We start from the raw sequence: 24,533 nt of genomic DNA, 5'->3' as shown, positions 1-24,533 counted from the left end.
CCATGGCGACGCCCATTCTCGATTTCGATGCCCTCGCGCAAGCCATCTCAGGCCGCACGGTGCTGTGCATCGGCGACATCATGCTGGACGAGTTCGTCTATGGCGAGGTGTCGCGGATTTCTCCGGAAGCGCCGACGCCCGTCATCGCGGCACAGCGCAGCGAGATCCATATCGGCGGCGCCGGCAACGTCGCGCGCAATGTCGCCTCGCTCGGCGCGCGCTGCGTCTTCGTCGGCCTGGTCGGCGAGGACGATGCGGGCAAGCGGCTCGCTTCCGCGCTCGCGGAGCATGCCGGGATCGAGAGCGTACTGGTGTGCGACTCCTCGCGGCCGACGACGCGAAAAGTCCGCTTCGTCTCCGAGCATTTCTCCACCCATATGCTGCGTGCGGATTGGGAGCAGGCGCTAACTGCCTCGGACGATGTCGAGGCCAGGCTGATCGAAACGATCCTGCCACTGATCGTACGCGCCGACATCGTGCTGCTCTCGGACTACGCCAAGGGCGTGCTGACCGCACGCGTGATCCGCCACACCATCGATGCGGCGCGACAAGCCGGCAAGCCGGTGATCGTCGATCCGAAGAGCCTGAACTGGGCGATCTATCGCGGCGCGACGCTGCTCACGCCCAATCGCAAGGAATTTGCGGAGGCGACGCGAAGCCGAGCCGACACGCCGCAAGACATCGTCGGCGCCAGCGAGGACGTGATGCGGCTCGCCGATTGCGAGGCGATCCTGGTCACGCAAGGCGAGCACGGCATGACGCTGGTGCCGCGCAACGGCGAGGCGGTTCATGTTCCGGCTTTCCCGGTGAAGGTGCGCGACGTCTCCGGGGCCGGCGACACCGTCGCCGCGGCGCTTGCGGTGTCGCTTGCCGCGGGTGCGGATTGGGATACGGCGCTGCGCATGGCCAATGCGGCTGCGGCCGTTGCCGTCGGCAAGCAGGGCACCGCCAGCGTCAGCGCCGCCGAGCTGCGGCGCAAGATCCTGCCGCATGCCTATCTTGCGGCCGAGGAGAAGATCGTGCTCGAGCCAGGCGCGCTCGATGCGCAGCTCGCCGAATGGCGGCGGCAGGGGCAGCGCGTCGGCTTCACCAATGGCTGCTTCGACATCCTGCATCCCGGCCACGTCAAGGTGCTGACCGCGGCGCGCGCGGCCTGCGATCGCCTGATCGTCGGCCTCAACAGCGACGCCTCGGTGCGGCGGCTGAAGGGCGCCGATCGCCCGGTGCAGGACGAACGCGCGCGCGCGGAGGTGCTGGCCGCGCTCGAAGCCGTCGATCTCGTCGTCATCTTCGAGGAAGACACGCCGATCGACCTGATCACCCGCATCAAGCCGAGCGCGCTGGTGAAAGGCGGCGACTACACCCGCGAGCAGGTGGTCGGCCATGAGGTCGTCGAAGCCACGGGCGGAGTGGTCGTGCTGGTCGACATCCTCCAGGGTTTCAGCACGACGGCGCTGGTCCACCGCGCGCGGGGAGGGGCCAAGTGACCGCTCAAACGACCGCCCGGACAACGGCGCCGGCCGGCGAGACGACCGCCCAGATGCTGTCGCGGCGCTTGCGCAGCCCGGCAGCCTGGTGCGAGACGGCCGACCTGTTCGCGATCCTGACCGTGGTCGCGCTGCCCTGGTCGACCTCGCTGACCGCGATCTTCAACGTCGCGTTCCTCATCTGCATGGTGCCGTTCCTCGACGTCAGGGCATTCCTGCAATCGCTGACGCGTCCGATTTGCGCGGCGCCGATCGCGCTGGTGCTGCTCGCGCTGGCGGGCACGCTGTGGTCGGAAGCGGACTGGGGCGCGCGACTCTATGCGCTCAGTCCGACCGCCAAGCTGCTCGTGCTGCCGGCGCTGCTCTATCATTTCGAGCGCTCGCCGCGCGGACACCGGATCTTCATCGCCTTCCTGGTGTCCTGTGCGCTCTTGTCGGTGATGTCCTGGCTGGTCGCCTTCTATCCCGACCTGACGCTCAAGCCCGACCACTCCGAACGCGGCATCTTCGTCAAGAACTACATCAACCAGAGCCAGGAATTCGCGCTGTGCGCGGTCGGGCTGGCTTATCCGACCGTGATGCTGCTGCGCCAGAAGCGCTATTGGTTCGCAGGCTTGCTGACTGCGCTCGCGCTGAGCTTCTTCGTCAACATGGCTTTCGTGGTGGTGTCGCGCACCGCGCTCGTCACCATTCCGATCATGTTCGGCGTGTTCGCGCTGCTGCACCTGCGATGGCGCAGCATCGCGATCATCGTTGCGGCGCTGCTCGTCGGCGCCGTTGTCGCCTGGCAGACCTCGACGCAATTGCGCAAGACCGTCGACACCTTTGCCAGCGACTACGCGCGCTACAAGGAAAAGGGTGAGCCGACTTCGGCGGGCCTGCGGCTCGAATTTTGGCGGAAATCCCTCGGCTTCTTCGCTGAAGCGCCGATCATGGGGCACGGCACCGGTTCGACGCGCCGGCTGTTCGAGCAGGTCGCCACGCCCGGTGGCGGGTACCTGGCGTCCGCCGAGGTGATCGGCAATCCGCATAACCAGACGCTGAACGTCGCGGTGCAATGGGGCGTCATCGGCATCGCCATTCTCTACGCGATCTGGATCCTGCATCTGCGCCTGTTCCGCGGCGACGGGATCGCCAACTGGGTCGGCCTTCTGGTCGTGGTCCAGAACGTCTTCACCTCGCTGTTCAACTCCCATCTGTTCGACTATCACGAGGGCTGGATGTACGTGATCGGCGTCGGCGTCGCCGGCGGCATGGTGATCCGCGCACAACGGGCCGAGGCGAAGCTTGGGGAAGGGGGTTCCTGAACGGCCGCGCGGCTGGCAAGTCCTGCGGAGATGGGTTATCAGCGCGGATCAGGTTGCACCTAGCTGGATTTTCATCGGTCGTCGGATGACGCGTCTTTCGCATCTCACCTTGCGCAATTTCCTGATCGCGCTCCACGACCTGCTGGCGACGACAGCGGCGCTGTTCGCCGCCTTCTATCTGCGCTTCGAGGGCGGCGACTTTTTTTACGATCGCCTGCCGCTGCTGTTCCAGATACTGCCCTATTTTCTCGCCTTCAGCGTGGTCGTGTTCTTCGTTTCCAACCTGACCACGACGAAATGGCGCTTCATTTCCCTGCCTGACGCGCTGAACATCACTCGCGTCGCGACCGTGCTGACGGTCGCCCTGCTTGCGCTCGACTACATCTTCGTCGCGCCCAATGTCCGCGGCGCCTTCTTCCTCGGCAAGGTGACGATCGTCCTTTACTGGTTCCTCGAGATCGCCTTCCTCAGCGCGCCGCGCATGGCCTACCGGTACTTCCGCTATACGCGGGTACGGCGTCACGCGCGCGAGGAGGATGCCGCGCCGACCCTGCTGATCGGCCGTACCGCCGATGCCGAGGTGCTGCTCCGCGGCATCGAGAGCGGGGCGATCAAGCGTATCTGGCCGGTCGGCATCCTGTCGCCGTCGAGATCAGACCTCGGTCAGCTCATCCGCAACGTCCCGGTGCTGGGCGGCATCGATGACATCGAGGACGTCTTCGCCGATTTCGCCAAACGCAACAAGGCGATTGCGCGCGTGGTCATGACGCCGTCGGCGTTCGAGCCCGAGGCGCACCCGGAGTCGATCCTGATGCGGGCGCGCAAGCTGGGTGTGATCGTCAACCGCATGCCTTCGCTGGAGAGCGGCGATACGCCGCGCCTCACCGCGGTCGCGGTCGAGGACCTCCTGCTGCGGCCGAGCGAGAAGATCGACTATGCGCGCCTGGAGGCACTGATCAGGGACAAGGCTGTCATCGTCACCGGCGGCGGCGGCTCGATCGGTTCGGAGATCTGCGAGCGCGTCGTGGCCTTCGGGGCCGCGCGGCTGCTGATCGTGGAGAATTCCGAGCCGGCGCTGTACGCGGTGACGGAGGCGCTCGCCGCGCGCAGCGCTGTGGCCGCGATCGAAGGGCGGATCGCCGATATCCGCGACCGCGAGCGCATCATGCGTCTGATGGCCGAGTTCAATCCTGACATCGTGTTCCACGCCGCAGCGCTCAAGCACGTGCCGATCCTCGAACGCGATTGGAGCGAGGGCGTCAAGACCAATATCTTCGGCTCGATCAACGTGGCGGACGCAGCGCTTGCCGCCGGCGCCGAGGCCATGGTGATGATCTCGACCGACAAGGCGATCGAGCCGGTGTCGATGCTCGGCCTCACCAAGCGCTTTGCCGAGATGTATTGCCAGGCGCTCGATCATGATCTTGCTGCGGCAAGCAGCGGCGCCAAACGGCCGATGCGGCTGATCTCGGTCCGGTTCGGCAATGTGCTGGCCTCGAACGGCTCGGTGGTACCGAAGTTCAAGGCCCAGATCGAAGCCGGCGGCCCGGTGACGGTGACGCATCCCGACATGGTCCGCTACTTCATGACCATCCGTGAGGCCTGCGATCTCGTCATCACGGCGGCGACGCATGCGCTCGGAACGCAGCGCTCGGATGTCTCGGTCTACGTGCTCAACATGGGCCAGCCGGTGAAGATCGTCGATCTCGCCGAACGCATGATCCGTCTCTCGGGGCTACAGCCCGGCTACGACATCGAGATCGTCTTCACGGGAATGCGGCCGGGCGAGCGCCTGCACGAAATTCTGTTCGCGTCCGCAGAGCCGACCCGAGAGATCGGCATCGCGGGCATCATGGCCGCGCAGCCGAACGAGCCGCCGATGCAGATGCTGCGCAAATGGATCGCAGCGCTCGATCAGGCCATCACCCGCGACGACCCGGCGACCATCAAAACCATCTTGAAAGATGCGGTCCCCGAGTTCGGGTCGACTGCGGCCTAACCATGCAGCGTCAAGGCAAGGTCGTCGTTGCAAGCCAGCACTATCCGCCGGATCCGAGCACGACCGCGGCGATCATGGCTGAAATCGCCTGTCGCATCGCAGAGGATCACGAGGTGGTGGTGTTATCGGGCTCGCCCGGTGTTTTGCCGGCTTCGCAAACCGGCCCCGGCAAGCCGCGTGTCGTCGCTATCAAGAACCGGATCGCGGGCAAGGCGGCGCTGGTCCGGCGCGGCGCCTCCGAGCTGCTGTTCACGGCCCGCATCTTCTTCGCGCTGATTCGGAAGTTGAGACCGGGCGACGTCGTTCTCACCGTCACCGCACCCTTCATGCTGCCCTACGCCGTTGCCGCGGCAGCAAGGCTCAAGAGCGCGCGCTCGGCCCTGATCATGCACGACCTCTTTCCGGATGTGCTGGTGATGGCGGGCATGCTCAAGCCCGGCGCGATCGTCACGCGCCTCATGCGCGCCGCCAACAGCCTGATGTTCCGCGCGCTCAATGCGGTCATCACCATCGGCCGCGACGCGGAGCGGCCGCTGCTCAGCTATCCCGGGATGAGGCGGAACAAGATCCGCTTCATCCCGAACTGGGCGACACTGACACCCGCGCTGCGTCCGATCATGCCGGACAATCCGTTCCGTAAGCCGATTTCCGCGCGCTTCATCGTCGGCCTCTCAGGCAATCTGGGCTTCACCCACGATCCCGAGATCGTGTTCGAAGCAGCGCGGCTCCTGAAGGACCGGAAGGACATTCACTTCCTGCTGTCGGGCTGGGGTATCGGCTTCGAGCGGCTGAAGCAGTTGCAGGCTGAGGCGAACCTCGCCAATGTCTCCTTCGTTGGGCGGGTCCAGGATACCGAGCTCGAGGCCTTCCTCGCCGCGGCCGACATCTGGATCATCCCCTACCGGAAGAATGTAGCCGGCGTATCGGTTCCAAGCCGCTTCTATAATCTGCTCGCAGTCGGCCGCCCAGTCGTGTTGGTCTCCGAGCCCGACGCCGAAGCGGCGTTGACGGTGGTTGAGAACGGACTAGGGTGGGTCGTGACGCCGGGCCGTGCCGATGAGCTCGCAAGCGCCGTTCGCGTGGCCTCCAGTTCGGACGCGGCAGCCATGACGCAGCGCGCAGTGACGGTGGCTTCGCGGTTCAATCGCGCCGCCGCGATGGACGCCTATGCGGCCCTCATTAGAGAATTGCTGCTGCGACCCAGCCTCTCGGAGCAACGATGATTGTGCGAAAACCAGTCGTGCTGGTGACCGGCGCGAGCGGCTTCGTCGGCCGCCACGTAGTTCCGATGTTGGCGCGTGAGGGATGGACCGTGCGCCGCGCGGTCCGTAGACCTAGCGGCCTCGACGGAGAGGTTGTCATCCCATCGATCGGGCCCGGAACCGTGTGGGGGCCGGCGCTTGCCGATGTGGACGCCGTCGTTCATCTTGCCGCACGCGTTCATCACAAGCGTGAGGAGCACGCCGCTGACCTCTATAGGATGACGAACAGCGTGGGCACGTTGCAACTGGCGCGCAGTGCGGCGGAGGCTGGTGTACGTCAGTTCATCTTCATCAGCACGGTTCTCGTTCATGGTCGCACCAATGCAGGTCGCGCGCCGTTCAGCGAGGAAGACGTTCTGACGCCCCGTGGCGTCTACGGCGTGTCGAAGGCCGAGGCAGAGGCAGGCCTGCAGGCGTTGGCCTCCGAGACCGACATGAAAATTTCGACGATTAGACCGCCGCTCGTCTACGGTGCCGGGGCGAAAGGCAATTTCGCTTTGCTGACACGTGCGGTCAGCCTGGGCCTGCCACTTCCCTTAGCCGCAATCCGCAATCAGCGCGCGTTTGTCGCGGTACAAAACCTGTCCTCGTTCATTCTTTATCGACTTGCACATCCAGATCCCGTCAGCAACTTCGAGACCTTCCTGGTTGCCGACAAAGAGCAGGTCTCGACTCCGGAGTTCATCTCGCGTCTTGCCAAAGCATCCGGCACGCGTCCGAGGCTCTTCCGCGTGCCGCCAGGCTTGCTAAGCTCGCTTCTCAGCATGACGGGCAGGCAGGAAATCTACGACAGTTTGCTAGGCTCGCTCGAGCTCGACATCTCCAAGGCGATCGCCACCGGCTGGCAGCCGCAGGTGTCATTGGACGAAGGCTTGCGGCTCGCACTGGTGGCTCAACAGCCCTGAGACTGGGTGAATCGCCAAAGGATAAAGCCGACCGCGAACACGGCAGCGATCAGTGCAAGGGGAATGGCCCCTGCCGCCCCGGCGCCGGCAGTACTGAGCGCAAGCAATCCCAGCATGCAATTCAGCGCGAAGACCTCGCCGACGACGCGGCGCACCGTGAGGCCGTTTTCGGTTGCGCGCTGGTAGAAGTGCGAGCGGTGCGCCGACCAGAACTGCTCGCGGCGCGCGATGCGGCGAAACAGTGTGATGGTGGCATCCGCAAGGTAATAGCCTGGCAGCAGCAGCGCTGCGGCGACCTGTCCGTGCCAGGCAAGCTCCAGCAGGCACCAGCCGAGCAGCAGGCCGATCGGAAGGCTGCCGACATCGCCAAGGAAGACCTTTGCCACCGGCTTGTTGAACGGCGCGAAGCCGAGCATGGCGCCGCATAGAGTTGCCGCAATCATTGCGGCCGGCCAGGTCAGTTCACCAAGCCATCCCAGCAGCAGCAGCGCCGCGGTGACCGGCACCACCTCGGCCACCGTCATCAGGTCGAGCCCGTCCATGAAGTTGACGAGGTTCACGAACCAGACGCCGGCGAGCAGGATGAGCCCCCGTTCCAGCGCGAGCGGCAGCGCCGGCACGATGCGCGCGGTCTCGGGCGCGGTGAACACCACTGCGCCGACGCAGGCGGCCTGCAGCGCGAGCCGCACCAGCACCGGCAGCGACTTGATGTCGTCGGCGAACCCGACGATTGCGATCACGACCGTTGCAACGACGAGCGCCGGCGGAATCGCCAGGTTGGCCCAGGCGGCCCATGCCAATGCGACCAGCAGCGTCGCGGCGATGACCGCGATGCCCGCGCCCTGCGGCGTCGGAATGCGATGCGAGGAGCGTGCGTTCGGCCGCGCCAATGCGTAGCGCTGCAGCAGCGGACGGCTCGTCCAGGTGATGACGGCCGATATCAGCGCGGCAATCGCAAGAGCAAGCAGCGCGGGCACGACGGCAACGGCTTCGGCGGCCGGGTTCACTCGGGCACCCCAATCGGCGCCGATCCCTGCGCGGCCTTCTCGGCGCTGAAGATCCAGACGAGGCCGCCGATCGCACCGACGATGAACGAGACCGCGCCGAACAGCAGCGAGACGTTGACGCCTTCGCTGGTGGCGAGGCCGGCGAAGCCGAAGGCGAGGCTCATGGTCGCTTCGCGCACGCCCCAGCCGGCGATCGAGATCGGCATCAAGGTGATCAGCATCACGGGCGGGATGAGCAGGAAGGTCTGGCCGAAGCTGACCGGTGCTGCGATCGATTGCACGACGCACCAGGCGATAACGATGGCGAGCACGTGAATGAACAGGGACAGGATCGCGATGATCGGTCCGCGCCTGGCGTTGAAGATCACGCGGTTGGCGATCACGGCGCAAGCGTGGATGTGATGGGTGGCCCACCAGGTCTTCAGCCAGCGCCATTTCAGCGCGCCGAAGACCAGGAAGCCGAGCCCGCCCGCGAGCGCGGCGAGGTCGAGCAGCAGCAGTGCCGAGCGCCCATGCGGATCGGTGATGAGGCTGTAGCTCCAGGGCAGGCTCGCGACGATGAGGATCGCGAGCGCAATGAGGCCGATCGCGCGGTCGACGAAGATCGAGTAGGTCGCCGCACGCCATCCGGCGCCGGCGCGCGCGACCAGCCACAGCCGGACCGCGTCGCCGCCGATCGCGGACGGCAGGGTCTGGTTGAAGAACGCGCCGATCACATTGTAGCGCATGGCCCGGCCGAGCTCGAGCGGCGCGCCGCATTCGGCGCTGATCTCGCGCCAGCGCAGCACACCGACGAAGATTTGCAGGAACGTGACCGCGATCGCCGCGGCGATCCAGAACAGGCTGCTCGCATTGAAGCGCGACAGAAGTTCGGACAGGTCGACTTTGCGCAGCGCCAGGTAGAGCAGCGCTGCGGAAATCAGGATCTTAGTCGCAGAAAGCAGGATTCGGCGCATCTCGCCCGCATGAACAGGGTTAGCTTACCCGACGCCAGGCGCCGAATTTGGCCGCTTTGGTATGGTTTTGGCGCCGATCTTGCAAGAGCGGTGATTTGGAGCGGCCACGAAGGCAACGGGCTCTTGCGACCCCCTCGCGACCGCGGCTAAAGAGGCGCCGTGAGCTGGGAACGCCGCGGGAACAGGATGACGGATCAGGCGATTTTGGTCACAGGAGCCGCCGGCTTCATCGGATTTCACCTCGCCCGGCAGCTGCTGGGCGAAGGCCGGGCCGTCGTCGGGCTCGACAATCTCAACAGCTATTACGATCCGGGACTGAAACAGGCGCGCCTCGCGCTGTTGCGGAACGAGGCCGGCTTCTCCTTCGTCGAGGCCGATCTTGCCGACCGCGACACCATCGCGGCGCTGTTTGCGCGGCACGGATTTGCGCAGGTGGTGCATCTCGCGGCTCAGGCCGGCGTGCGCTACTCGATCGAGCAGCCGCATGCTTATGCCGATTCCAATCTGGCAGGTTTTCTCAACGTGCTCGAGGGCTGCCGCCGTAACGGCTGTCGTCATCTCGTCTACGCCTCGTCATCCTCCGTTTATGGCGCCAACACTAAACTGCCATTCTCCGTGCAGGACCGGACCGATCATCCCGTGAGCTTTTACGCTGCGACCAAGAAGGCGAACGAGGTGATGGCGCAGTCCTACAGCCACCTCTACCGGCTGCCGGTCACCGCCTTGCGCTTCTTCACCATTTACGGCCCGTGGGGCCGCCCCGATATGGCCATGTTTCTGTTTGCGAACGCCATCATGCAGGGCAAGCCGATCCGGCTCTTTAACCATGGTAAAATGCGTCGCGACTTCACCTATATCGACGACGTCACCCGCGTATTATCCAAGCTGATCGATTTGGTGCCTGCGGCTGACCCGGCCGCCGCAAATGCGCCGTCCAAGGTCTACAATGTCGGAAATCACCACCCGGAGGAGCTGATGCATGTCGTCGCGCTTCTGGAGCGGGAGCTGGGCCGGACGGCGATCAAAGAATTGCTGCCGATGCAGCCGGGAGATGTTTTGGAAACGTTCGCGGATGTCGAGGACCTGATGCGCGACACCGGCTTTGCGCCGTCAACGCCGATCGAGCAGGGGGTCCGAAATTTTGTCGCCTGGTACCGAGACTACCACAAGGTTTGAGATGACGATGGACAAACGCATTATCCCCCTGATCATGTGCGGCGGTGCCGGCACACGGCTGTGGCCCGCCTCGCGCGAGGTGCGGCCAAAACAGTTCCTGCCGCTGTTCGGCACGCGCTCGACCTTCCAGGACACGCTGCTGCGTGTCTCCGATGCCGCGCTGTTCGATCGACCGATCGTCATCACCAACGCCTCCTACCGCTTCATGGTGCTGGAGCAACTCGCCGAGATCGGCATCGAGGCCGACGTAATCCTCGAGCCGATGCGGCGCGACTCCGGTCCCGCGATCGCCGCGGGCGCGGTGTTCGCGCAAGCGCGCGCCAAGGAGGCGATCGTGCTCGCGCTCGCCGCCGATCACGTGGTGCAGGACAATGCCGCTTTCGTCGCCGCCTGCCGCGAGGGCCTTGTCGCCGCGAGCACCGGGCGCATCGTCACCTTCGGCGTCAAGCCGGAGCGGCCGGCGACCGAATACGGCTATATCAGCCCGGGTGAGGTGATCGCCGGCACGGTGCACGCGGTCGCGCGCTTCGTCGAGAAGCCGGACGCGGTGAAGGCGGCCGACTACGTCAATTCGGGCTATCTCTGGAATAGCGGCAACTTCATGTTCCCGGCGAGCGTGCTGCTCGACGAATACCGCAAGGTCGACGCGGCAAGCGTCGAGGCGGTGTCCAGTGCGGTCACCAAGGCCGGCCGCGATCTCGGCTTCGTCACGCTGGAGCCGAAGGCGTTCGGCGCGGCCAAGGCGATCTCGATCGACTATGCGGTGATGGAGAAGACCTCGCGCGCCGCCGTCGTGCGGGTGTCCTGCGGCTGGTCGGACGTCGGCTCCTGGCGCGCGGTGTGGGAGTTGTCGGACAAGGACGCGCAAGGCAATGCTGCGCATGGCACCGTGGTGTTCGAGGATTCCCGCAACTGCAACGTCAGCAGCGATCACGCCCTGGTCGCGCTTGAAGGCGTCGACGATCTCGTCGTGGTCGCCACCGCGGATGCGGTGCTGGTATCGCGCCAACAGGATGCCAATGGCCTGAAGCGGCTTGTGACCAAACTGAAAGAGGTCGCCCCGAAGGTGACCGAGGAGCACCTCAAGGTGCATCGTCCCTGGGGCAGCTATCAGTCCGTCGACAACGGCGCGCGCCATCAGGTCAAGCGCATCGTCGTGAAGCCGGGTGGGCGGCTGTCGCTCCAGAAGCATCACCACCGAGCCGAGCACTGGATCGTGGTCCGCGGCGCGGCCCAGGTCACCGTCAACGAGACGGTGAAGACCGTGCACGAGAACGAGTCGATCTACATTCCGATGGGCGCCGTCCATCGGCTCGAAAATCCCGGCAAGATCATGCTGGAACTGATCGAGGTCCAGACCGGCTCCTATCTCGGGGAAGACGACATCATCCGGATTGAAGACGACTATCAAAGGTCGTAACCAGCAAACTCCGAATCACGCGACCCGGCCCGAAGGCGGTCTCTTCCGGCGGCCTAAGGCCCGGGAAACGTGTAATTTTTTGAATCAAATCGTGTCCGGGTGACTTACCCGGCATTCGCCACAAATGTGACGTCCGTGCTAGAAGCGGCCCGGGGATTTGCGTTGAATCGGGGTTCGATCAGATGAGTTCCAAAGGGTCTCAACCGGCAAAGGCCGGCTTGCGCGTCGGCGTGATTGGCGCCGGTGTGATGGGCAGCAACCATGCGCGCGTGCTGAGCGGTCTTCCCGGCGTCAGCCTGGTCGGCGTGGTCGATCCGTCGCCGACGCACCTGACCCGCACCACCGAGCTTGCGGGCTGCCAGGGTTTCGAGACGCTCGACCAGCTCCTCGCCGCGGGCGTCGATGCCGTCACCATCGCGGCGCCGACCCATCTGCATCACGAGGTCGCGCTCGCCTGCATCGCCAAGAACATCCACGTGCTGGTCGAGAAGCCGATCGCCTCCACGGTGGAAGAGGGCCACGAGATCGTCGCCGCCGCGCAGAAGGCGGGCGTGACGCTGATGATCGGCCATGTCGAGCGCTTCAATCCGGCGGTTGCCGCCGTCAAGCAGGCGATCGCGGGCGAGGACATTCTCTCCATCGCGATCACCCGCGTCGGTCCGTTTCCGCCGCGCATGTCTAATGTCGGCGTCGTCATCGACCTCGCCGTGCACGACATCGACCTGATCCGCTGGTTCACCGAATCCGATATCGTCGAGGTGCAGCCGCAATTGTCGAGTGCGGTCGCCGAGCGCGAGGACATCGCGCTGTTGCAGTTCCGCACCGCCAGCGGCGTGCTCGCCCACATCAACACCAACTGGCTGACGCCGTTCAAGGCGCGCAGCGTCACGGTCGCCACCCGCGGCAAATATGTGATGGGCGATCTGCTCACGCGCCAGGTCACCGAATGCTTCGGCTTCAAGCCTGACGGAAGCTATTCGATGCGGCATCTGCCGGTCGGCCATGACGAGCCGCTCCGGGCCGAACTGATCGCGTTCCTCAAGGCTGTCCGCCACGGCGAGACGCCGGCGGTCACCGGCGACGAGGGCGTTGCCAGCCTCGAGATCGCAACGCGCTGCCTCGAAACGCCATCTCGGCCGGCGGCCTCGTCGGCTGCCCGCAAGGCCCCGCGCCGGGTCGCCGGCTGAAACGCTTTCCATATCGACCGCGCAAGAAGGCGCCAAGAATCAGGTCAAGAACCAGACCATGAACCAGCACCTACGTTCCGAACCCATTCCCTTCATCGACGTCGCCTCGCAGCGCCGGCGGCTCGGCGCCTCGCTCGATGCGGCCGTCAAGCGCGTGATGGACCATTGCCAGTTCGTCAATGGCCCCGAAGTCGCCGAGCTCGAGAAGCAGCTCGCGGCCTATGCGGGCGCCAAGCATGTGATCGGCTGCGCCAGCGGCACCGATGCGATCTTGATGGTGATGATGGCGAAGAATGTCGGGCCCGGCGATGCCGTGCTGTGCCCGTCCTTCACCTTCATCGCGACCGCTTCGCCCGCGGCACGGATGGGCGCGACCCCGGTCTACGTCGACGTCGACGAGACGACCTTCAACATGAGTCCGGAATCGCTGAAGCGCGGCATCGCGAGCGCCCGCAAGGCAGGCCTGAAGCCCGTTGCGGTCATCCCGGTCGACCTGTTCGGCCAGGCCGCCGACCACGACGCCATCGCCGAGATCGCCAGGGCCGAGGGCCTGTTCGTGATCGACGACGCCGCGCAGGGGTTTGGCGCAAGTTACAAGGGCCGCAAGCTCGGCACCTTCGGGCTCGCGACCACGACCAGCTTCTTCCCGGCAAAGCCGCTCGGCTGCTTCGGCGACGGCGGCGCGATCTTCACCGATGACGATGAACTCGCTGCCACGCTGCGCAGCATCCGCGTGCACGGGCAGGGCGTCGATAAATACGACAACGTCCGCCTCGGGATCACCGGCCGGATCGACACCATGCAAGCTGCGGTGCTGATCGAGAAGCTGAAGATCTTCGACGATGAGATCGCCGCCCGCAACAAGGTCGCGGAGCGTTATGCGCGGGGGCTGTCCAACGTGGTCACCGTGCCGCGTCTGGCGCCGGGCAACACCTCGGTCTGGGCGCAGTACACCATCCGCCTGCCTGAGGGTACCGACCGCGACGGGTTTGCCGCCGCGCTCAAGGCCCAGGGCGTGCCGACCGCGATCTATTACGGCAAGTCGATGCACCAGCAGACCGCCTACAAGCAGTATCCGGTCGCCGAGGGCGGCCTGCCTGCTTGCGAAAGCCTGTCGCAGGACGTCATCAGCCTGCCGATGCACGCCTATTTGACCGAAGCCGACCAGGAGCGAATCATCGCCGCCGTGCAAGGCGCGCTCGCGGGCTGATTTCGTCGTTCTTGCTGCGCTGGTCGTCATGCCCGGGGGCTTGTCCCGGGCATCCACGTTCTTTGAGGGTGCGGCAAGGCGTGGATGGCCGGGACAAGCCGGCCATGACGTTGTGGAGACCGTCGGCGCTCCAAGCGCACACTTCCCTCGCGCCTACCACCTAGACCTAATCGTGCCATGCTCTAAAACAGATGCATGCTCGGACGTATCTTCACTGTCGGTGGTTACACGCTGCTCTCGCGGCTGACGGGGTTTGCCCGCGACATCATGCTGGCGGCGATCCTCGGCGCCGGCCCGGTGGCGGACGCCTTTTTCGTGGCGCTGCGGCTGCCCAATCATTTCCGCGCGATCTTCGCCGAAGGCGCCTTCAACGCCGCCTGGGTGCCGGCCTATGCCCATGTCCATGGCGAGCGCGGGGAAGGGGCGGCAAAACTGTTTGCCGACCGCATCTTCACGCTGCTGCTGGCTTCGCAGGTGGTGCTGCTGATCCTGGCCTGGCTGTTCATGCCTCAGGCCATGAGCTTGCTTGCGCCCGGCTTTTCCGAGGATGCCGAGCAGCGCAAGCTTGCGATCGAGCTGACGCGGATCACCTTTCCCTACCTGCTGCTGATCACGCTGGTGACGCTCTATGGCGGCATGCTCAACGTGATGCAGCGCTTTGCCAGCGCCGCCGCTGCGTCGATCTTCCTCAATGTCGCGATGATGATGACGCTGGCGCTGGCCGCCTGGTTTCCGACCGCGGGTCACGCCGCGGCCTGGGGCGTGCTGATCTCGGGCTTCCTCCAATACTTCCTGCTCGCCGGCGATCTCGCCCGCCATGGCGGCCTGCCGCGCTTTGCGCCGGTCAAGCTCGACGAGGATGTGCGCGGATTTTTCAAGGCGCTTGGCCCGGCGACGCTGGGCTCGATGGGCACGCAGGTCGCGATGTTCGCCGACACGATCATCGCGACCTTCCTGCCGGCCGGCGCGCTGTCGGCGCTGTACTATGCCGACCGGCTGTATCAGCTGCCGATCGGGGTCATCGGCATTGCCATCGGCACGGTGCTGCTGCCGGAGATGTCGCGGCGGATCACGGCGAACGACCATGACGGTGCGATGAAGTCGCAGCGCCGCGCCTTCGATTTCACGCTGCTGTTCTCGGTTCCATTCGTCGCCGCCTTCCTCACTGTGCCCCAAGAGATCATGCGCGCGCTGTTCGCCCACGGCGCGTTCTCGAGGGCGGACGCGGCCGCCGCCGGCGCGACGCTCGCGGCCTACGCGATCGCATTGATCCCCGCGGTGCTGATCCGCAGTGCGGTCGCGACCTTCTATGCGCGCAAAGATACGGCAACGCCGGTGCGCGCTTCGCTGACGGGCATCGCCGTGAACGTCGCGCTGAAATTCGCGTTGATGGGCACGCTCGCCCAGATCGGCCTTGCGCTCGCGACCGCCGTCGGGATCTGGACCAATTTGCTGCTGGTGCTCTTATTCGCCGTGCGGCGCGGCTTTCTCGTGCTGGACCGCGCCTGGCTGATGTCGCTCGCCAAATTCCTGCTGATCGGCATCGTCGTCGCCGCTGCCTTCTGGCTGATCGCGCGCTTCAGCGGTGCTTGGCTGGGCTCGATGCACTTCCACGATGAATTAACGCTGGTCCTGTTGGCCCTCGGAGGTACGATCGTTTACGCGCTCGCGATCCTCGCCCTGTTTGGCCGCGGCTGGCTGGTCTCACTGGTGCGCGGCTAAAGCGCCATGAGATTGGGATGAATCGTCATCGCGCTTTAGGATGTTGTTTGCGCATGATCTTTTCGGAAAACCGCTTCGCACTTTTCCGGATCATGCTTTAGGCGCCGGAGCGCGGCGCGCTCGCCTCAAGGATGCAATTGGCCTGCGCACAGCCCTTGATTTTAGGCGGTTGGCGTGGTACTAACGCCTCATGATCAAATCCGTGCGCAAACTGAACTCGATGAACATGACCCGCTTCGGTTGGGCCGTGGGAGGAGTCGCGCGCTAGGAATTCGACGACGACATCTTTCCACCAGGGCCCCGCCGGCATCGGACGGGGCCTTTTCATTGGCCACGCTCTCTGCCGGCACAACAGCAGGAGCGTGCGATGCCAGCTCAACTGACGGACAGTACATGCGAGACGGAAGGCGATGCCGTGAGGCTCGGCCTTGACCTCTCCATTGTCTTGAGCCCGCTCAAGCGATATTGGCGTGCGTTTCAGGACTGGCGCCGGATCCCACGGGTCACCTTGCAGGACCTCAGTGACAGGGAACTAATGGATATTGGCTTGACGCGCAGTGAGATCGACTGCTTCACGCCTGAACGCGCGATCGACGCGTTAAGCGACAGCGCGACGGATCTCTGGGGCCGTCGAGGGATGTAGAGGATTCACCGCCAGACACGGACGCGTGCTCGATAGCAAGCGATCTGCATGGCTGCTTCCCACATGCGGTGGTTCATCCTATTGCCGCAGGATTAAACCTTGCGCGCTGTGGCGACGTATTGGGCCCCCAAGGGCAACCAACCCAGCTTGTTCTCAAACGGCCGCAGCCTCGCGAGGGCGCGAGGAAAAAAGAGGTTGTACTGGATGCGCGATGCGGCCCAGCCGGAGGCTTGCAGCCGCTTCGCAAGATCGCGAGCGTAAATCAGCCTGGCGTTCTCGTCGAACGGACAAGTGTTCACCGCATGCACCGTCAGCGGATTCAGCGGATTATGCTCGAAGATGGCGATCAAGCCGCCCAGCCGCGTGATGCGATGCAGTTCTTGCAACCACCGCAGGTGCTCCTCGTGCGGGATGTGATGAAACACACAGGCTGAAAACACCACGTCGAAGCTGTCGGCCTCGGCTGGAATCCGGTCGTTCTCGATCAGCACGCAGTTGCTGGCTTCGGGGTATCGCTGCCGGCCCAATGCGAGGCTTCGCTCGCTAACATCGGAGGACGTCAGCGCCGTTTCAGGAAAATAGCGCCGAAAATACGGAATCGAATTGCCGATCCCGGAACCAAAATCGCAAATCCGCTTCACTTCGATGCCGGCGCGATTGACGATCTCGCGGAGCGACTTGATCTTGTATTCCGCGAAATATTCCGGGCCCTCGCCGGTAACGGCGATGTTCTCGCGATGCTGGTCGTCATATGCGTCGGCGAAGCGATCGAATTCGGCGTTGTCCATACGGCGATCCAGCTATCGAGCGTTTAATTGGATATCGGTATCCGTCCGCCCGAATCATGCATCAACGGGTCTAAAAATTGATGAACAATTAACCGGACTTGGCCGAAGATCGGAGGCGGGAATTTGGACCGACCCACCCTCGGACAGAGACTGGCGGATAGATGGACCTTCAGGACGAGATGCCCCGACCTGGAAAGATGTTTCTGTCGATCGTTGTGCCCTGCTACAACGAGGAAGAGGGGCTGCGCGAATTCCATCGCCAGATGGTTTCGGCGGCGCGCGCGCTGTGCGGCGCGAAGTTCGAGCTGATCCTGGTCGATGACGGATCGACTGACAGCACCTGGAAGATCATCAACGAACTTCTGGCGGAGGACCGCAACGTCGTCGCGGTCCGGCTCGCACGCAATCATGGCCATCAACTCGCGCTCACGGCCGGACTTTCGACCGTGCGCGGCGATATCGTGCTTGTCATCGATGCTGACCTGCAGGACCCGCCGGAACTCCTGACGCCGATGTACGAGATGATGGTGCGCGAAGGCGCCGACGTCGTCTACGGCATGCGACGCAGCCGCGCCGGCGAAACCCGCTTCAAAAAGAAATCGGCGGAAGCATTCTACCGCCTGCTTGCCAAAGTCACCCGCGTCCATATTCCCGTCGACACCGGCGATTTCCGCCTGATGAGCCGGCGGATCTCCGACCAACTCGTGCAGATGCCGGAGCATGACCGCTTCATCCGCGGCATGGTGGCATGGCTCGGCTACAAGCAGGTCGCGTACGAATACGATCGCCACCCACGATTCGCAGGTGTCACCAAATATCCCCTGGTGAAGATGATCGGCTTTGCTGCCGACGCGCTGATCAGCTTTTCGATGGTGCCGTTGCGGATCGCAACCTATGTCGGCGCGCTGTTGACGACCTTACTGACCTTTGTCGGCATCGTGGCGGTGGTAGGCTGGCTGTTCTCCGGCACGGTGCCCGGCTGGACCAGTTTGACGCTCCTGGTCGTCATGATTTCCTCTGTTCAGCTCCTCGTGCTCGGGCTGATGGGCGAATATATCGGCCGCATCTATATCCAGTCGAAGAACCGTCCACTGTTCTTGATCTCGCAGATCCACCGCCGCGGTCGTCTGCCGCACGGTACGGAAGCGGCAACCGATCTGGAGCGGGCGCCGTTCAGGACATTGCTCGCGCAATCCGGACCGGAGGTGCGCGGCCAACTTCACGACCCGGTACCCTGATGAAGGCGCTGCTCAACCGTCCCGTCCTTGATTAGGTCTACCAGAACATCGGGGCTCGGAGCTCATGAGCCTGGCCTGAGAGGAAGCATCCCCGCGCCGGCGAGAGGAGCGCCCTTGGCAAATTGCTAAACCCATTTGCTTTGCCATTTTTTCCACGGCAATATGGTTCGCAAAACAACCATGAGAACGGGAAAAGACAATGGCGGCTCCCATCAAGTTCGGCGTTGGCCAAAGCGTGCTGCGCAAGGAGGATGACGCGCTCATCCGCGGCAAGGGCCGCTATACCGACGATTACACGCCGCAGGCCGCGCTGCGCTGCCTGGTGCTGCGCTCGCCGCATGCGCATGCCAAATACACCATCGATGTGAGCCGCGCCCGTACGCTGCCGGGCGTCGCGCTGATCCTGACCGCCGATGATGTCAAGGATCTCGGCAATCTGCCGTGCCTGTTCAACCTCGAGACCGATCCGTTCACCGGCCCGCCTTACCCGATCCTCGCTGCGGGCGAGGTGCGCCATGTCGGCGATTCCATCGCCTTCGTGGTCGCCGAGACCATCGACCAGGCCCGCGACGCGATCGAGGCGATCGATGTCAAATGGAGCCCGCTGCCGGCGGTGACCGGCGTCGTCAATGCCGTCAAGAAGGGCGCGCCGCAGGTCTGGCCGGACAAGCCGGGCAACGTGCTGTTCGACGTCTCGATCGGCGACAAGGCCGCAACCGAGGCCGCCTTTGCCAAGGCACATGCAGTCGCCGAAATCTCGATCGTCAATCCGCGCGTGGTCGCGAGCTTCATGGAGACGCGCGCGGCTGTCTGCGAATACGACGCCAAGCGCGACCATCTGACGCTGACGGTCGGCAGCCAGGGCAGCCACCGCCTGCGCGACATCCTGTGCCAGAACGTGCTCAATATCCCCACGGACAAGATGCGGGTGATCTGCCCCGACGTCGGCGGCGGCTTTGGCACAAAACTGTTTCCATACCGCGAATACGCCCTGATGGCGGTCGCGGCGCGCAAGCTGAAGAGGGCGGTGAAGTGGGCGGCCGATCGCTCCGAGCATTTCATGGGCGATGCGCAGGGGCGCGACAACGTCACCACCGCGAAGATGGCGCTCGCCGAGGACGGCAAATTCCTCGCAATGGATTGCGACCTGATGGGTGACATGGGCGCGTATCTGTCGACCTTCGGGCCTTACATCCCGCATGGCGGCGCCGGCATGCTGCCGGGCCTCTACGACATCCAGGCCTTCCACTGCCGGGTGCGCACCATCTTCACCAACAGCGTGCCGGTGGACGCCTATCGCGGCGCGGGCCGGCCCGAGGCGGCTTATGTCATCGAGCGTCTTGTGGACGCGTGCGCGCGAAAGCTCGACATGACGCCGGACGCGATCCGCCGCAAGAATTTCATCCCACCTAAGGCGCTGCCCTACAAGACGGCCACGGGCAAGGTCTATGATTCCGGCGACTTCGCCGCGCATCTCAAGCGCGCCATGGAGATCGCCGACTGGAAGGAATTTCCAAAGCGCGCCAAGGCGGCCAAGAAGGGCGGCCTGATCCGCGGCATCGGGCTCGCCAGCTATGTCGAGATCTGCGGTGTGATGGGTGAGGAGACGGCCAATGTGCGGCTCGATCCCAATGGCGACGTCACCGTCCTGATCGGCACGCAGTCGAGCGGGCAGGGGCACCAGACCGCCTATGCGCAAATCGTCGCTGAACAATTCGGCCTGGCGCCGGAGCGCGTGCACGTCCGTCAAGGCGATACCGACGAGATCGCGACCGGCCTCGGCACCGGGGGCTCGGCATCGATCCCGTCAGGCGGCGTCAGCGTCGAGCGTGCCACGCGCGAGCTCGGCTCGAGGCTCAAGGAGATCGCGGCGCAGGCGCTGGAAGCCAGCGCCGGCGACCTCGAGATCTCGGAAGGCGTGGTGCGCATCGCCGGCACCGACCGCTCGATCTCGTTCGCCGATCTCGCCAAGCGGCCCGGCGTCGATCCGTCGAAGCTGAATGGCAGTGCGACCTTTGCCAGCGCCGACGGCACTTACCCGAATGGCACGCATCTGGCCGAGGTCGAGATCGACCCCGCCACCGGCATCATCAAGATCGTCAACTACGTCATCGTCGACGATTTCGGCAAGACGCTCAATCCGCTGCTGCTTGCGGGGCAGGTGCATGGCGGCGCCATGCAGGGCATCGGCCAGGCCTTGATGGAGCAGGTGGTCTATGGGGCCAGCGACGGCCAGCTCATCACCGCGACCTTCATGGACTACGCGCTGCCGCGCGCGGCGGATGGTCCCGCCTTCGTGTTCGAGACCCACAACGTTCCCTGCAAGACCAATCCGATGGGAGTGAAGGGCGCGGGCGAGGCCGGCGCGATCGGCTCTTGTCCAGCCGTGGTCAACGCCATCATCGATGCGCTCTGGCGCGAATACAAGATCGACCACATCGACATGCCGGCGACGCCCGAGCGGGTGTGGATCGCGATCAGCGAGCACCGCCGCCGCCACAGCCTGTAAGTTCAAGCTGAACCAAATCATCCCAAATGCGACGATTGATCGCCGCGCTTGGGATGGAATGAAATCTGTCAATCGGTGTTGGCCCCATTGTGGGGTCAGCACGATCCTGTCTCAGGAAAGGGATTTTGCGAATGAAGCGAGTGTTGGTTGTTGCGGGCGCGCTGCTGCTCGGGATGGGCGCCGTCGGGGCGCAGCAGGAGTCCATCAAGGAGGTCCAGGCGCTCATGAAGGGCAATGGCAAGAACGCCGGCGCGGTCGCGGCGATGGTCAAGGGCGAGAAGCCCTACGATCAGGCCACGGTCGACGCGGCGCTGGCGCAGTTCGCGGACACCGCCAAGAAGCTGCCGAAGCTGTTTCCGGCCAGCGCCAAGGGCGTGAAGCTCGACGGCGATTACTCGACCTCTCCGAAGGTCTGGGAGGACAAGGCCGGCTTCGAGGCCAGGATCGCAAGCTTCGCCAAAACCGTCGACGAGGCCAAGGGCAAGATCAAGGATTTGGATTCGCTCAAGGCGAATTTCCCCGCGGTCGGCAAGGAATGCGGCGGCTGCCACGAGACGTTCCGCGTCAAGAACAGCTAAGGCGCCTCCGCCTTCGCTCTTCGCGCTCCGCGGACAACCCGCGCCAGCCGGGCTACCAACCATCAACAAAAGGGCAGTTGCGCAAGCAGCCGCCCTTTTTCGCTGCCTCGCATGTCGCGGCTGGACGCAGCCTGACTTTCGTAGGACACTGCAAGCCAAATGCCTCTCGAGGTCCTTAACGTGCCGCGCCACGTCGTCTGCCTGTTCGCCGTTCTGATTGCTGTCCTGTCTGCGCCCGGCGCGAGAGCGGCCGATCTCAAGGTGATGATCTCGGCCGGCTTCTTCAACGTGTACAAGGAGCTCGGCCCCGCGTTCGAGGCGTCGACGGGGCACAAGCTCGTCACCACGCGCGGACCTTCGATCGGCGATTCGCCGGAGGCGATCCCGACGCGGCTCGCGCGCGGCGAGGATGCCGATGTCGTGATCATGGACGGCGTCGGTGTCGATCTCCTGGACAAGCGCGAGCTGACGCGCCCCGGCAGCCGGATTCAGCTCGCGCAGTCGTTCATCGGCATGGTGGTCCGCGCCGGACAGCCCAAGCCCGACATCAGCACGATGGATGCGCTGCGCAAGACATTGCTTGCGGCCAAATCCATCGCCTATTCGGACAGTTCGAGCGGCACCTATCTGTCGACGGTCGGCTTTAGAAAGCTCGGCGTTGCCGACGAGATCGCCGGCAAGAGCCGCAAGGTGCCGGGTCCGCCCTCGGGCGAGCCGGTGGCTGCGGTCGTGGCCCGCGGCGAGGCGGAGATCGGATTCCAGCAGGTCGCCGAACTCATGCATGTTCCGGGCGTCGATCTTGCAGGCACGGTGCCGTCGGAGATCCAACCGCCGACCTATTACGTCGGCGCGTTGCCGAAGAATTCGCAGCATGCCGAGGCCGCAATCGCCCTGCTGAATTTCCTCTCTTCGACGGACGCAGCAGCCGCCATCACGAACGCCGGGTTGAAGCCGCTGTCGGCGCATTGAAGACTGGACCGGCGCGTCCGAGACGTCGTGTTTGCGTGATCCGGAGGCGTACATTGCGTGCGATGAGTGACGGATGGCGTCGGGTTTGACGCGAGCCGTCGGAACCGGCGCGTCCGATTCCGATTGCTTCAGCATCGCGAAAAGCTCAGGCGCGGCGCGCATCTCGATCAGGACCAGCGAGGCAAGCCATGGCAAAACCGTTCCCGTCGAAGACCCACATCGCCAACCATATGCTGCATCCGGAAACGCTGATGCTGACCTATGGCTATGATCCGCAGCTCTCCGAAGGCGCCATCAAGCCTCCGGTGTTCCTGACCTCGACCTTCGTGTTCAAGACCGCCGAGGACGGGCAGGACTTCTTCGATTTCGTCTCGGGCCGGCGCGAGCCGCCGGAGGGGATGGGCGCGGGTCTCGTCTATTCGCGCTTCAATCATCCCAACAGCGAGATCGTCGAGGACAAGCTCGCGGTCTATGAGCGCACCGAGAGCTGCGCCCTGTTCTCATCCGGCATGTCGGCGATCGCAACCACGATCCTCGCTTTCGTCCGGCCGGGCGACGTCATCCTGCACTCCCAGCCGCTCTATGGCGGCACCGAAACGCTGCTGACGAACACGCTGGCGCGCCTGTCGATCGGCGCCGTGGGCTTTGCGGACGGTGTCGACGAGACGGCGGTCAGGCAGGCCTCGGAGGAGGCGATGGGCAAGGGCCGTGTCACGATGATCCTGATCGAGACGCCGGCCAACCCGACCAACGGCCTCGTCGACATCGCGATGATCCGGCGCGTCGCCGAGGCGATCGGAAAAGCGCAAGGGCACACGCCGGTCATCGCCTGCGACAACACGCTGCTCGGGCCGGTGTTTCAGCGGCCGATCGAGCATGGCGCGGATATTTCGCTGTACTCGCTGACCAAGTATGTCGGCGGTCACTCCGACCTGATCGCGGGCGCCGCGCTCGGCAGCAAGGCGACCATGAAGGGCATCAAGGCGCTGCGCGGCGCCATCGGCACCCAGCTCGACCCGCATTCCTGCTGGATGATCAACCGCTCGCTGGAGACGCTCAGTCTGCGCATGGAGAAGGCCGATGCGAATGCTCGGCTCGTCGCGGACTTCTTGCGCGACCATGCCAAGGTGGCGAAGGTGCATTACCTTGGCCATCACGAGGAGGCCTCGCCCGCGGGGCGCGTGTTCGCGCGGCAGTGCCTGGGGGCGGGATCGACCTTCTCGTTCGACATCGTCGGCGGCAAGGACGCAGCGGTGAAATTCCTCAACGCGCTGCAGATCTTCAAGCTCGCGGTGAGCCTCGGCGGAACGGAGTCGCTCGCCAGCCTGCCGGCGACGATGACTCACTCCGGCGTTCCCGCCGACATCCGTCAGAAAATCGGCGTGCTCGATTGCACGATCCGGCTGTCGATCGGGATCGAGAATCCCACCGACCTGATCGCCGATCTCGGACAGGCGCTGAACGCCGCCTGATCTGCGCGCAAAGGCGTTCCGCGTATGTCGCGAGGGAAAACCGCTTCGCAATTTTCCGGATCATGCTCAAAGCGGATTGGACGCGCGGCAAGCCGACATGATCGCTGCGGCCGCCTCGTTGCTCTGCGCCACCGGAGAGCTGCCGCACGAGGCAGACAAGGCAGGAGTGCCGGAATTGCCGGACTGCGACATGCCGCTCGAATCGAAAAGCCGGACGCGCCTGCCGCGCGCCCGGCCTTTGCCGATGAAGGAGACTTGGCCTACGAAGCAAGCTTGGCTTACTTCGTCACCTGTCCGCGGATCTCGCCGCCCGGATTGGCCGCGGTGTGGATGTTGACGTAGAGCTTGCCGGCGAGGAGATCGGCGGCCTGGGCGTCGGTCAGCGTCGCCGAGCCCTCGACCGGGCTCGAGGCTGCATTCGGGATCGGCACCATGACGCCGGCGTTCTTGCCGGCCTCGGCCGGCCCATGGAAATGCGCGGCGGTGGCGGGACCGGACAGGCCGGAATAAGTGAGCTTCCAGGACAGCTTCTTGCTGGCGGCGTCATAGTCGAGATCCGCCGTCCCCGTGCCGCTGCTGGTCGTTGCCGGCACCTCGGACTTGCCGTCGAGCGTTGCTTTCAGCTTTTCGGCGCTGGCCGAGCCTGCAAAAGCCAAAGTGCCGAGCGCGAACACGGCGATCACGATCTTGTTCATGAC

General features: G+C 64.6%; 20 protein-coding genes. 16 read left to right on the top strand and 4 right to left on the bottom strand.

The features are described 5' to 3' along the window. Positions 1 to 2: 2 nt before the first annotated feature. The 5 genes from rfaE1 (at position 3) to AC5V87_RS27405 (ending at position 6,960) form a co-directional block, all read left to right on the top strand. On the top strand, positions 3 to 1,487 hold the full coding sequence (gene rfaE1 / locus AC5V87_RS27425; protein WP_495368278.1) for a D-glycero-beta-D-manno-heptose-7-phosphate kinase: 1,485 nt from the start codon (positions 3 to 5) through the stop codon (positions 1,485 to 1,487). Between the two features lie 53 nt (positions 1,488 to 1,540). After that, positions 1,541 to 2,794, top strand: a complete 1,254-nt coding sequence (locus tag AC5V87_RS27420; RefSeq protein ID WP_495371948.1) for an O-antigen ligase family protein — start codon at positions 1,541 to 1,543, stop codon at positions 2,792 to 2,794. A gap of 85 nt (positions 2,795 to 2,879) precedes the next feature. Continuing rightward, complete coding sequence (locus tag AC5V87_RS27415) at positions 2,880 to 4,793, top strand: SDR family NAD(P)-dependent oxidoreductase (protein ID WP_495368277.1); 1,914 nt, start codon at positions 2,880 to 2,882, stop codon at positions 4,791 to 4,793. Positions 4,794 to 4,795: 2 nt separating this feature from the next. Then, complete coding sequence (locus AC5V87_RS27410) at positions 4,796 to 6,016, top strand: glycosyltransferase family 4 protein (protein WP_495368276.1); 1,221 nt, start codon at positions 4,796 to 4,798, stop codon at positions 6,014 to 6,016. Then, positions 6,013 to 6,960 carry an NAD-dependent epimerase/dehydratase family protein gene (locus AC5V87_RS27405; protein ID WP_495368275.1) on the top strand — a complete coding sequence of 316 codons (948 nt, stop codon included), beginning with the start codon at positions 6,013 to 6,015 and terminating at the stop codon, positions 6,958 to 6,960. Before AC5V87_RS27410 ends, AC5V87_RS27405 begins: the two co-directional genes overlap by 4 nt. On the opposite strand, the gene AC5V87_RS27400 is transcribed toward AC5V87_RS27405, so the two are convergent. Together AC5V87_RS27400 and AC5V87_RS27395 are read right to left on the bottom strand one after the other, a co-directional pair. Further along, positions 6,948 to 7,967, bottom strand: coding sequence for an MraY family glycosyltransferase (locus AC5V87_RS27400; RefSeq protein WP_495368274.1), 1,020 nt, complete (start codon positions 7,965 to 7,967; stop codon positions 6,948 to 6,950). The genes AC5V87_RS27405 and AC5V87_RS27400 overlap by 13 nt on opposite strands. Then, the gene (locus AC5V87_RS27395; RefSeq protein WP_495368273.1) at positions 7,964 to 8,923 is read right to left on the bottom strand and encodes a lysylphosphatidylglycerol synthase transmembrane domain-containing protein; all 960 of its coding nucleotides are present in this window, start codon (positions 8,921 to 8,923) and stop codon (positions 7,964 to 7,966) included. The genes AC5V87_RS27400 and AC5V87_RS27395 overlap by 4 nt, the downstream gene beginning before the upstream one ends. A 186-nt stretch (positions 8,924 to 9,109) precedes the next feature. On the opposite strand from AC5V87_RS27395, the gene AC5V87_RS27390 reads away from it, so the two are divergent. The 6 genes from AC5V87_RS27390 to AC5V87_RS27365 all read left to right on the top strand — a co-directional run bounded on the left by AC5V87_RS27390 (position 9,110) and on the right by AC5V87_RS27365 (position 16,281). After that, complete coding sequence (locus AC5V87_RS27390; protein ID WP_495368272.1) at positions 9,110 to 10,099, top strand: SDR family NAD(P)-dependent oxidoreductase; 990 nt, start codon at positions 9,110 to 9,112, stop codon at positions 10,097 to 10,099. Positions 10,100 to 10,106: 7 nt separating this feature from the next. Beyond that, positions 10,107 to 11,519, top strand: coding sequence for a mannose-1-phosphate guanylyltransferase/mannose-6-phosphate isomerase (locus tag AC5V87_RS27385; RefSeq protein WP_495368271.1), 1,413 nt, complete (start codon positions 10,107 to 10,109; stop codon positions 11,517 to 11,519). Positions 11,520 to 11,701: 182 nt separating this feature from the next. Beyond that, the gene (locus AC5V87_RS27380) at positions 11,702 to 12,706 is read left to right on the top strand and encodes a Gfo/Idh/MocA family protein (protein ID WP_495368270.1); all 1,005 of its coding nucleotides are present in this window, start codon (positions 11,702 to 11,704) and stop codon (positions 12,704 to 12,706) included. Positions 12,707 to 12,764: 58 nt separating this feature from the next. Further along, complete coding sequence (locus AC5V87_RS27375) at positions 12,765 to 13,916, top strand: DegT/DnrJ/EryC1/StrS family aminotransferase (protein ID WP_495368269.1); 1,152 nt, start codon at positions 12,765 to 12,767, stop codon at positions 13,914 to 13,916. A gap of 195 nt (positions 13,917 to 14,111) precedes the next feature. Beyond that, complete coding sequence (gene murJ / locus AC5V87_RS27370; RefSeq protein WP_495368268.1) at positions 14,112 to 15,638, top strand: murein biosynthesis integral membrane protein MurJ; 1,527 nt, start codon at positions 14,112 to 14,114, stop codon at positions 15,636 to 15,638. A gap of 367 nt (positions 15,639 to 16,005) precedes the next feature. Beyond that, complete coding sequence (locus AC5V87_RS27365; RefSeq protein ID WP_495368267.1) at positions 16,006 to 16,281, top strand: DUF1127 domain-containing protein; 276 nt, start codon at positions 16,006 to 16,008, stop codon at positions 16,279 to 16,281. 92 nt (positions 16,282 to 16,373) lie between these two features. On the opposite strand, the gene AC5V87_RS27360 is transcribed toward AC5V87_RS27365, so the two are convergent. Beyond that, positions 16,374 to 17,069 carry a class I SAM-dependent methyltransferase gene (locus AC5V87_RS27360; protein ID WP_495368266.1) on the bottom strand — a complete coding sequence of 232 codons (696 nt, stop codon included), beginning with the start codon at positions 17,067 to 17,069 and terminating at the stop codon, positions 16,374 to 16,376. Between the two features lie 197 nt (positions 17,070 to 17,266). On the opposite strand from AC5V87_RS27360, the gene AC5V87_RS27355 reads away from it, so the two are divergent. The 5 genes from AC5V87_RS27355 (at position 17,267) to AC5V87_RS27335 (ending at position 23,835) form a co-directional block, all read left to right on the top strand. Next, positions 17,267 to 18,307 carry a glycosyltransferase family 2 protein gene (locus AC5V87_RS27355; RefSeq protein ID WP_495371947.1) on the top strand — a complete coding sequence of 347 codons (1,041 nt, stop codon included), beginning with the start codon at positions 17,267 to 17,269 and terminating at the stop codon, positions 18,305 to 18,307. 199 nt (positions 18,308 to 18,506) lie between these two features. Next, on the top strand, positions 18,507 to 20,816 hold the full coding sequence (locus tag AC5V87_RS27350; RefSeq protein WP_495368265.1) for a xanthine dehydrogenase family protein molybdopterin-binding subunit: 2,310 nt from the start codon (positions 18,507 to 18,509) through the stop codon (positions 20,814 to 20,816). 131 nt (positions 20,817 to 20,947) lie between these two features. After that, positions 20,948 to 21,394, top strand: a complete 447-nt coding sequence (locus AC5V87_RS27345; protein WP_495368264.1) for a c-type cytochrome — start codon at positions 20,948 to 20,950, stop codon at positions 21,392 to 21,394. Positions 21,395 to 21,553: 159 nt separating this feature from the next. Beyond that, complete coding sequence (locus AC5V87_RS27340; RefSeq protein ID WP_495368263.1) at positions 21,554 to 22,363, top strand: substrate-binding domain-containing protein; 810 nt, start codon at positions 21,554 to 21,556, stop codon at positions 22,361 to 22,363. Between the two features lie 188 nt (positions 22,364 to 22,551). Further along, positions 22,552 to 23,835 (top strand): cystathionine gamma-synthase family protein, encoded by a 1,284-nt coding sequence (locus AC5V87_RS27335; protein WP_495368262.1) that lies wholly within the window; start codon positions 22,552 to 22,554, stop codon positions 23,833 to 23,835. A gap of 278 nt (positions 23,836 to 24,113) precedes the next feature. Here AC5V87_RS27335 and AC5V87_RS27330 read toward each other — a convergent pair whose 3' ends face one another. After that, positions 24,114 to 24,530, bottom strand: a complete 417-nt coding sequence (locus tag AC5V87_RS27330) for a CHRD domain-containing protein (protein ID WP_495368261.1) — start codon at positions 24,528 to 24,530, stop codon at positions 24,114 to 24,116. Positions 24,531 to 24,533: the final 3 nt, after the last annotated feature.

It is taken from the genome of Bradyrhizobium sp. SOJA106, assembly GCF_059448745.1.
Note: the sequence above shows the minus strand (reverse complement) of the source record. Positions and strands in the feature narration are given on the sequence as shown.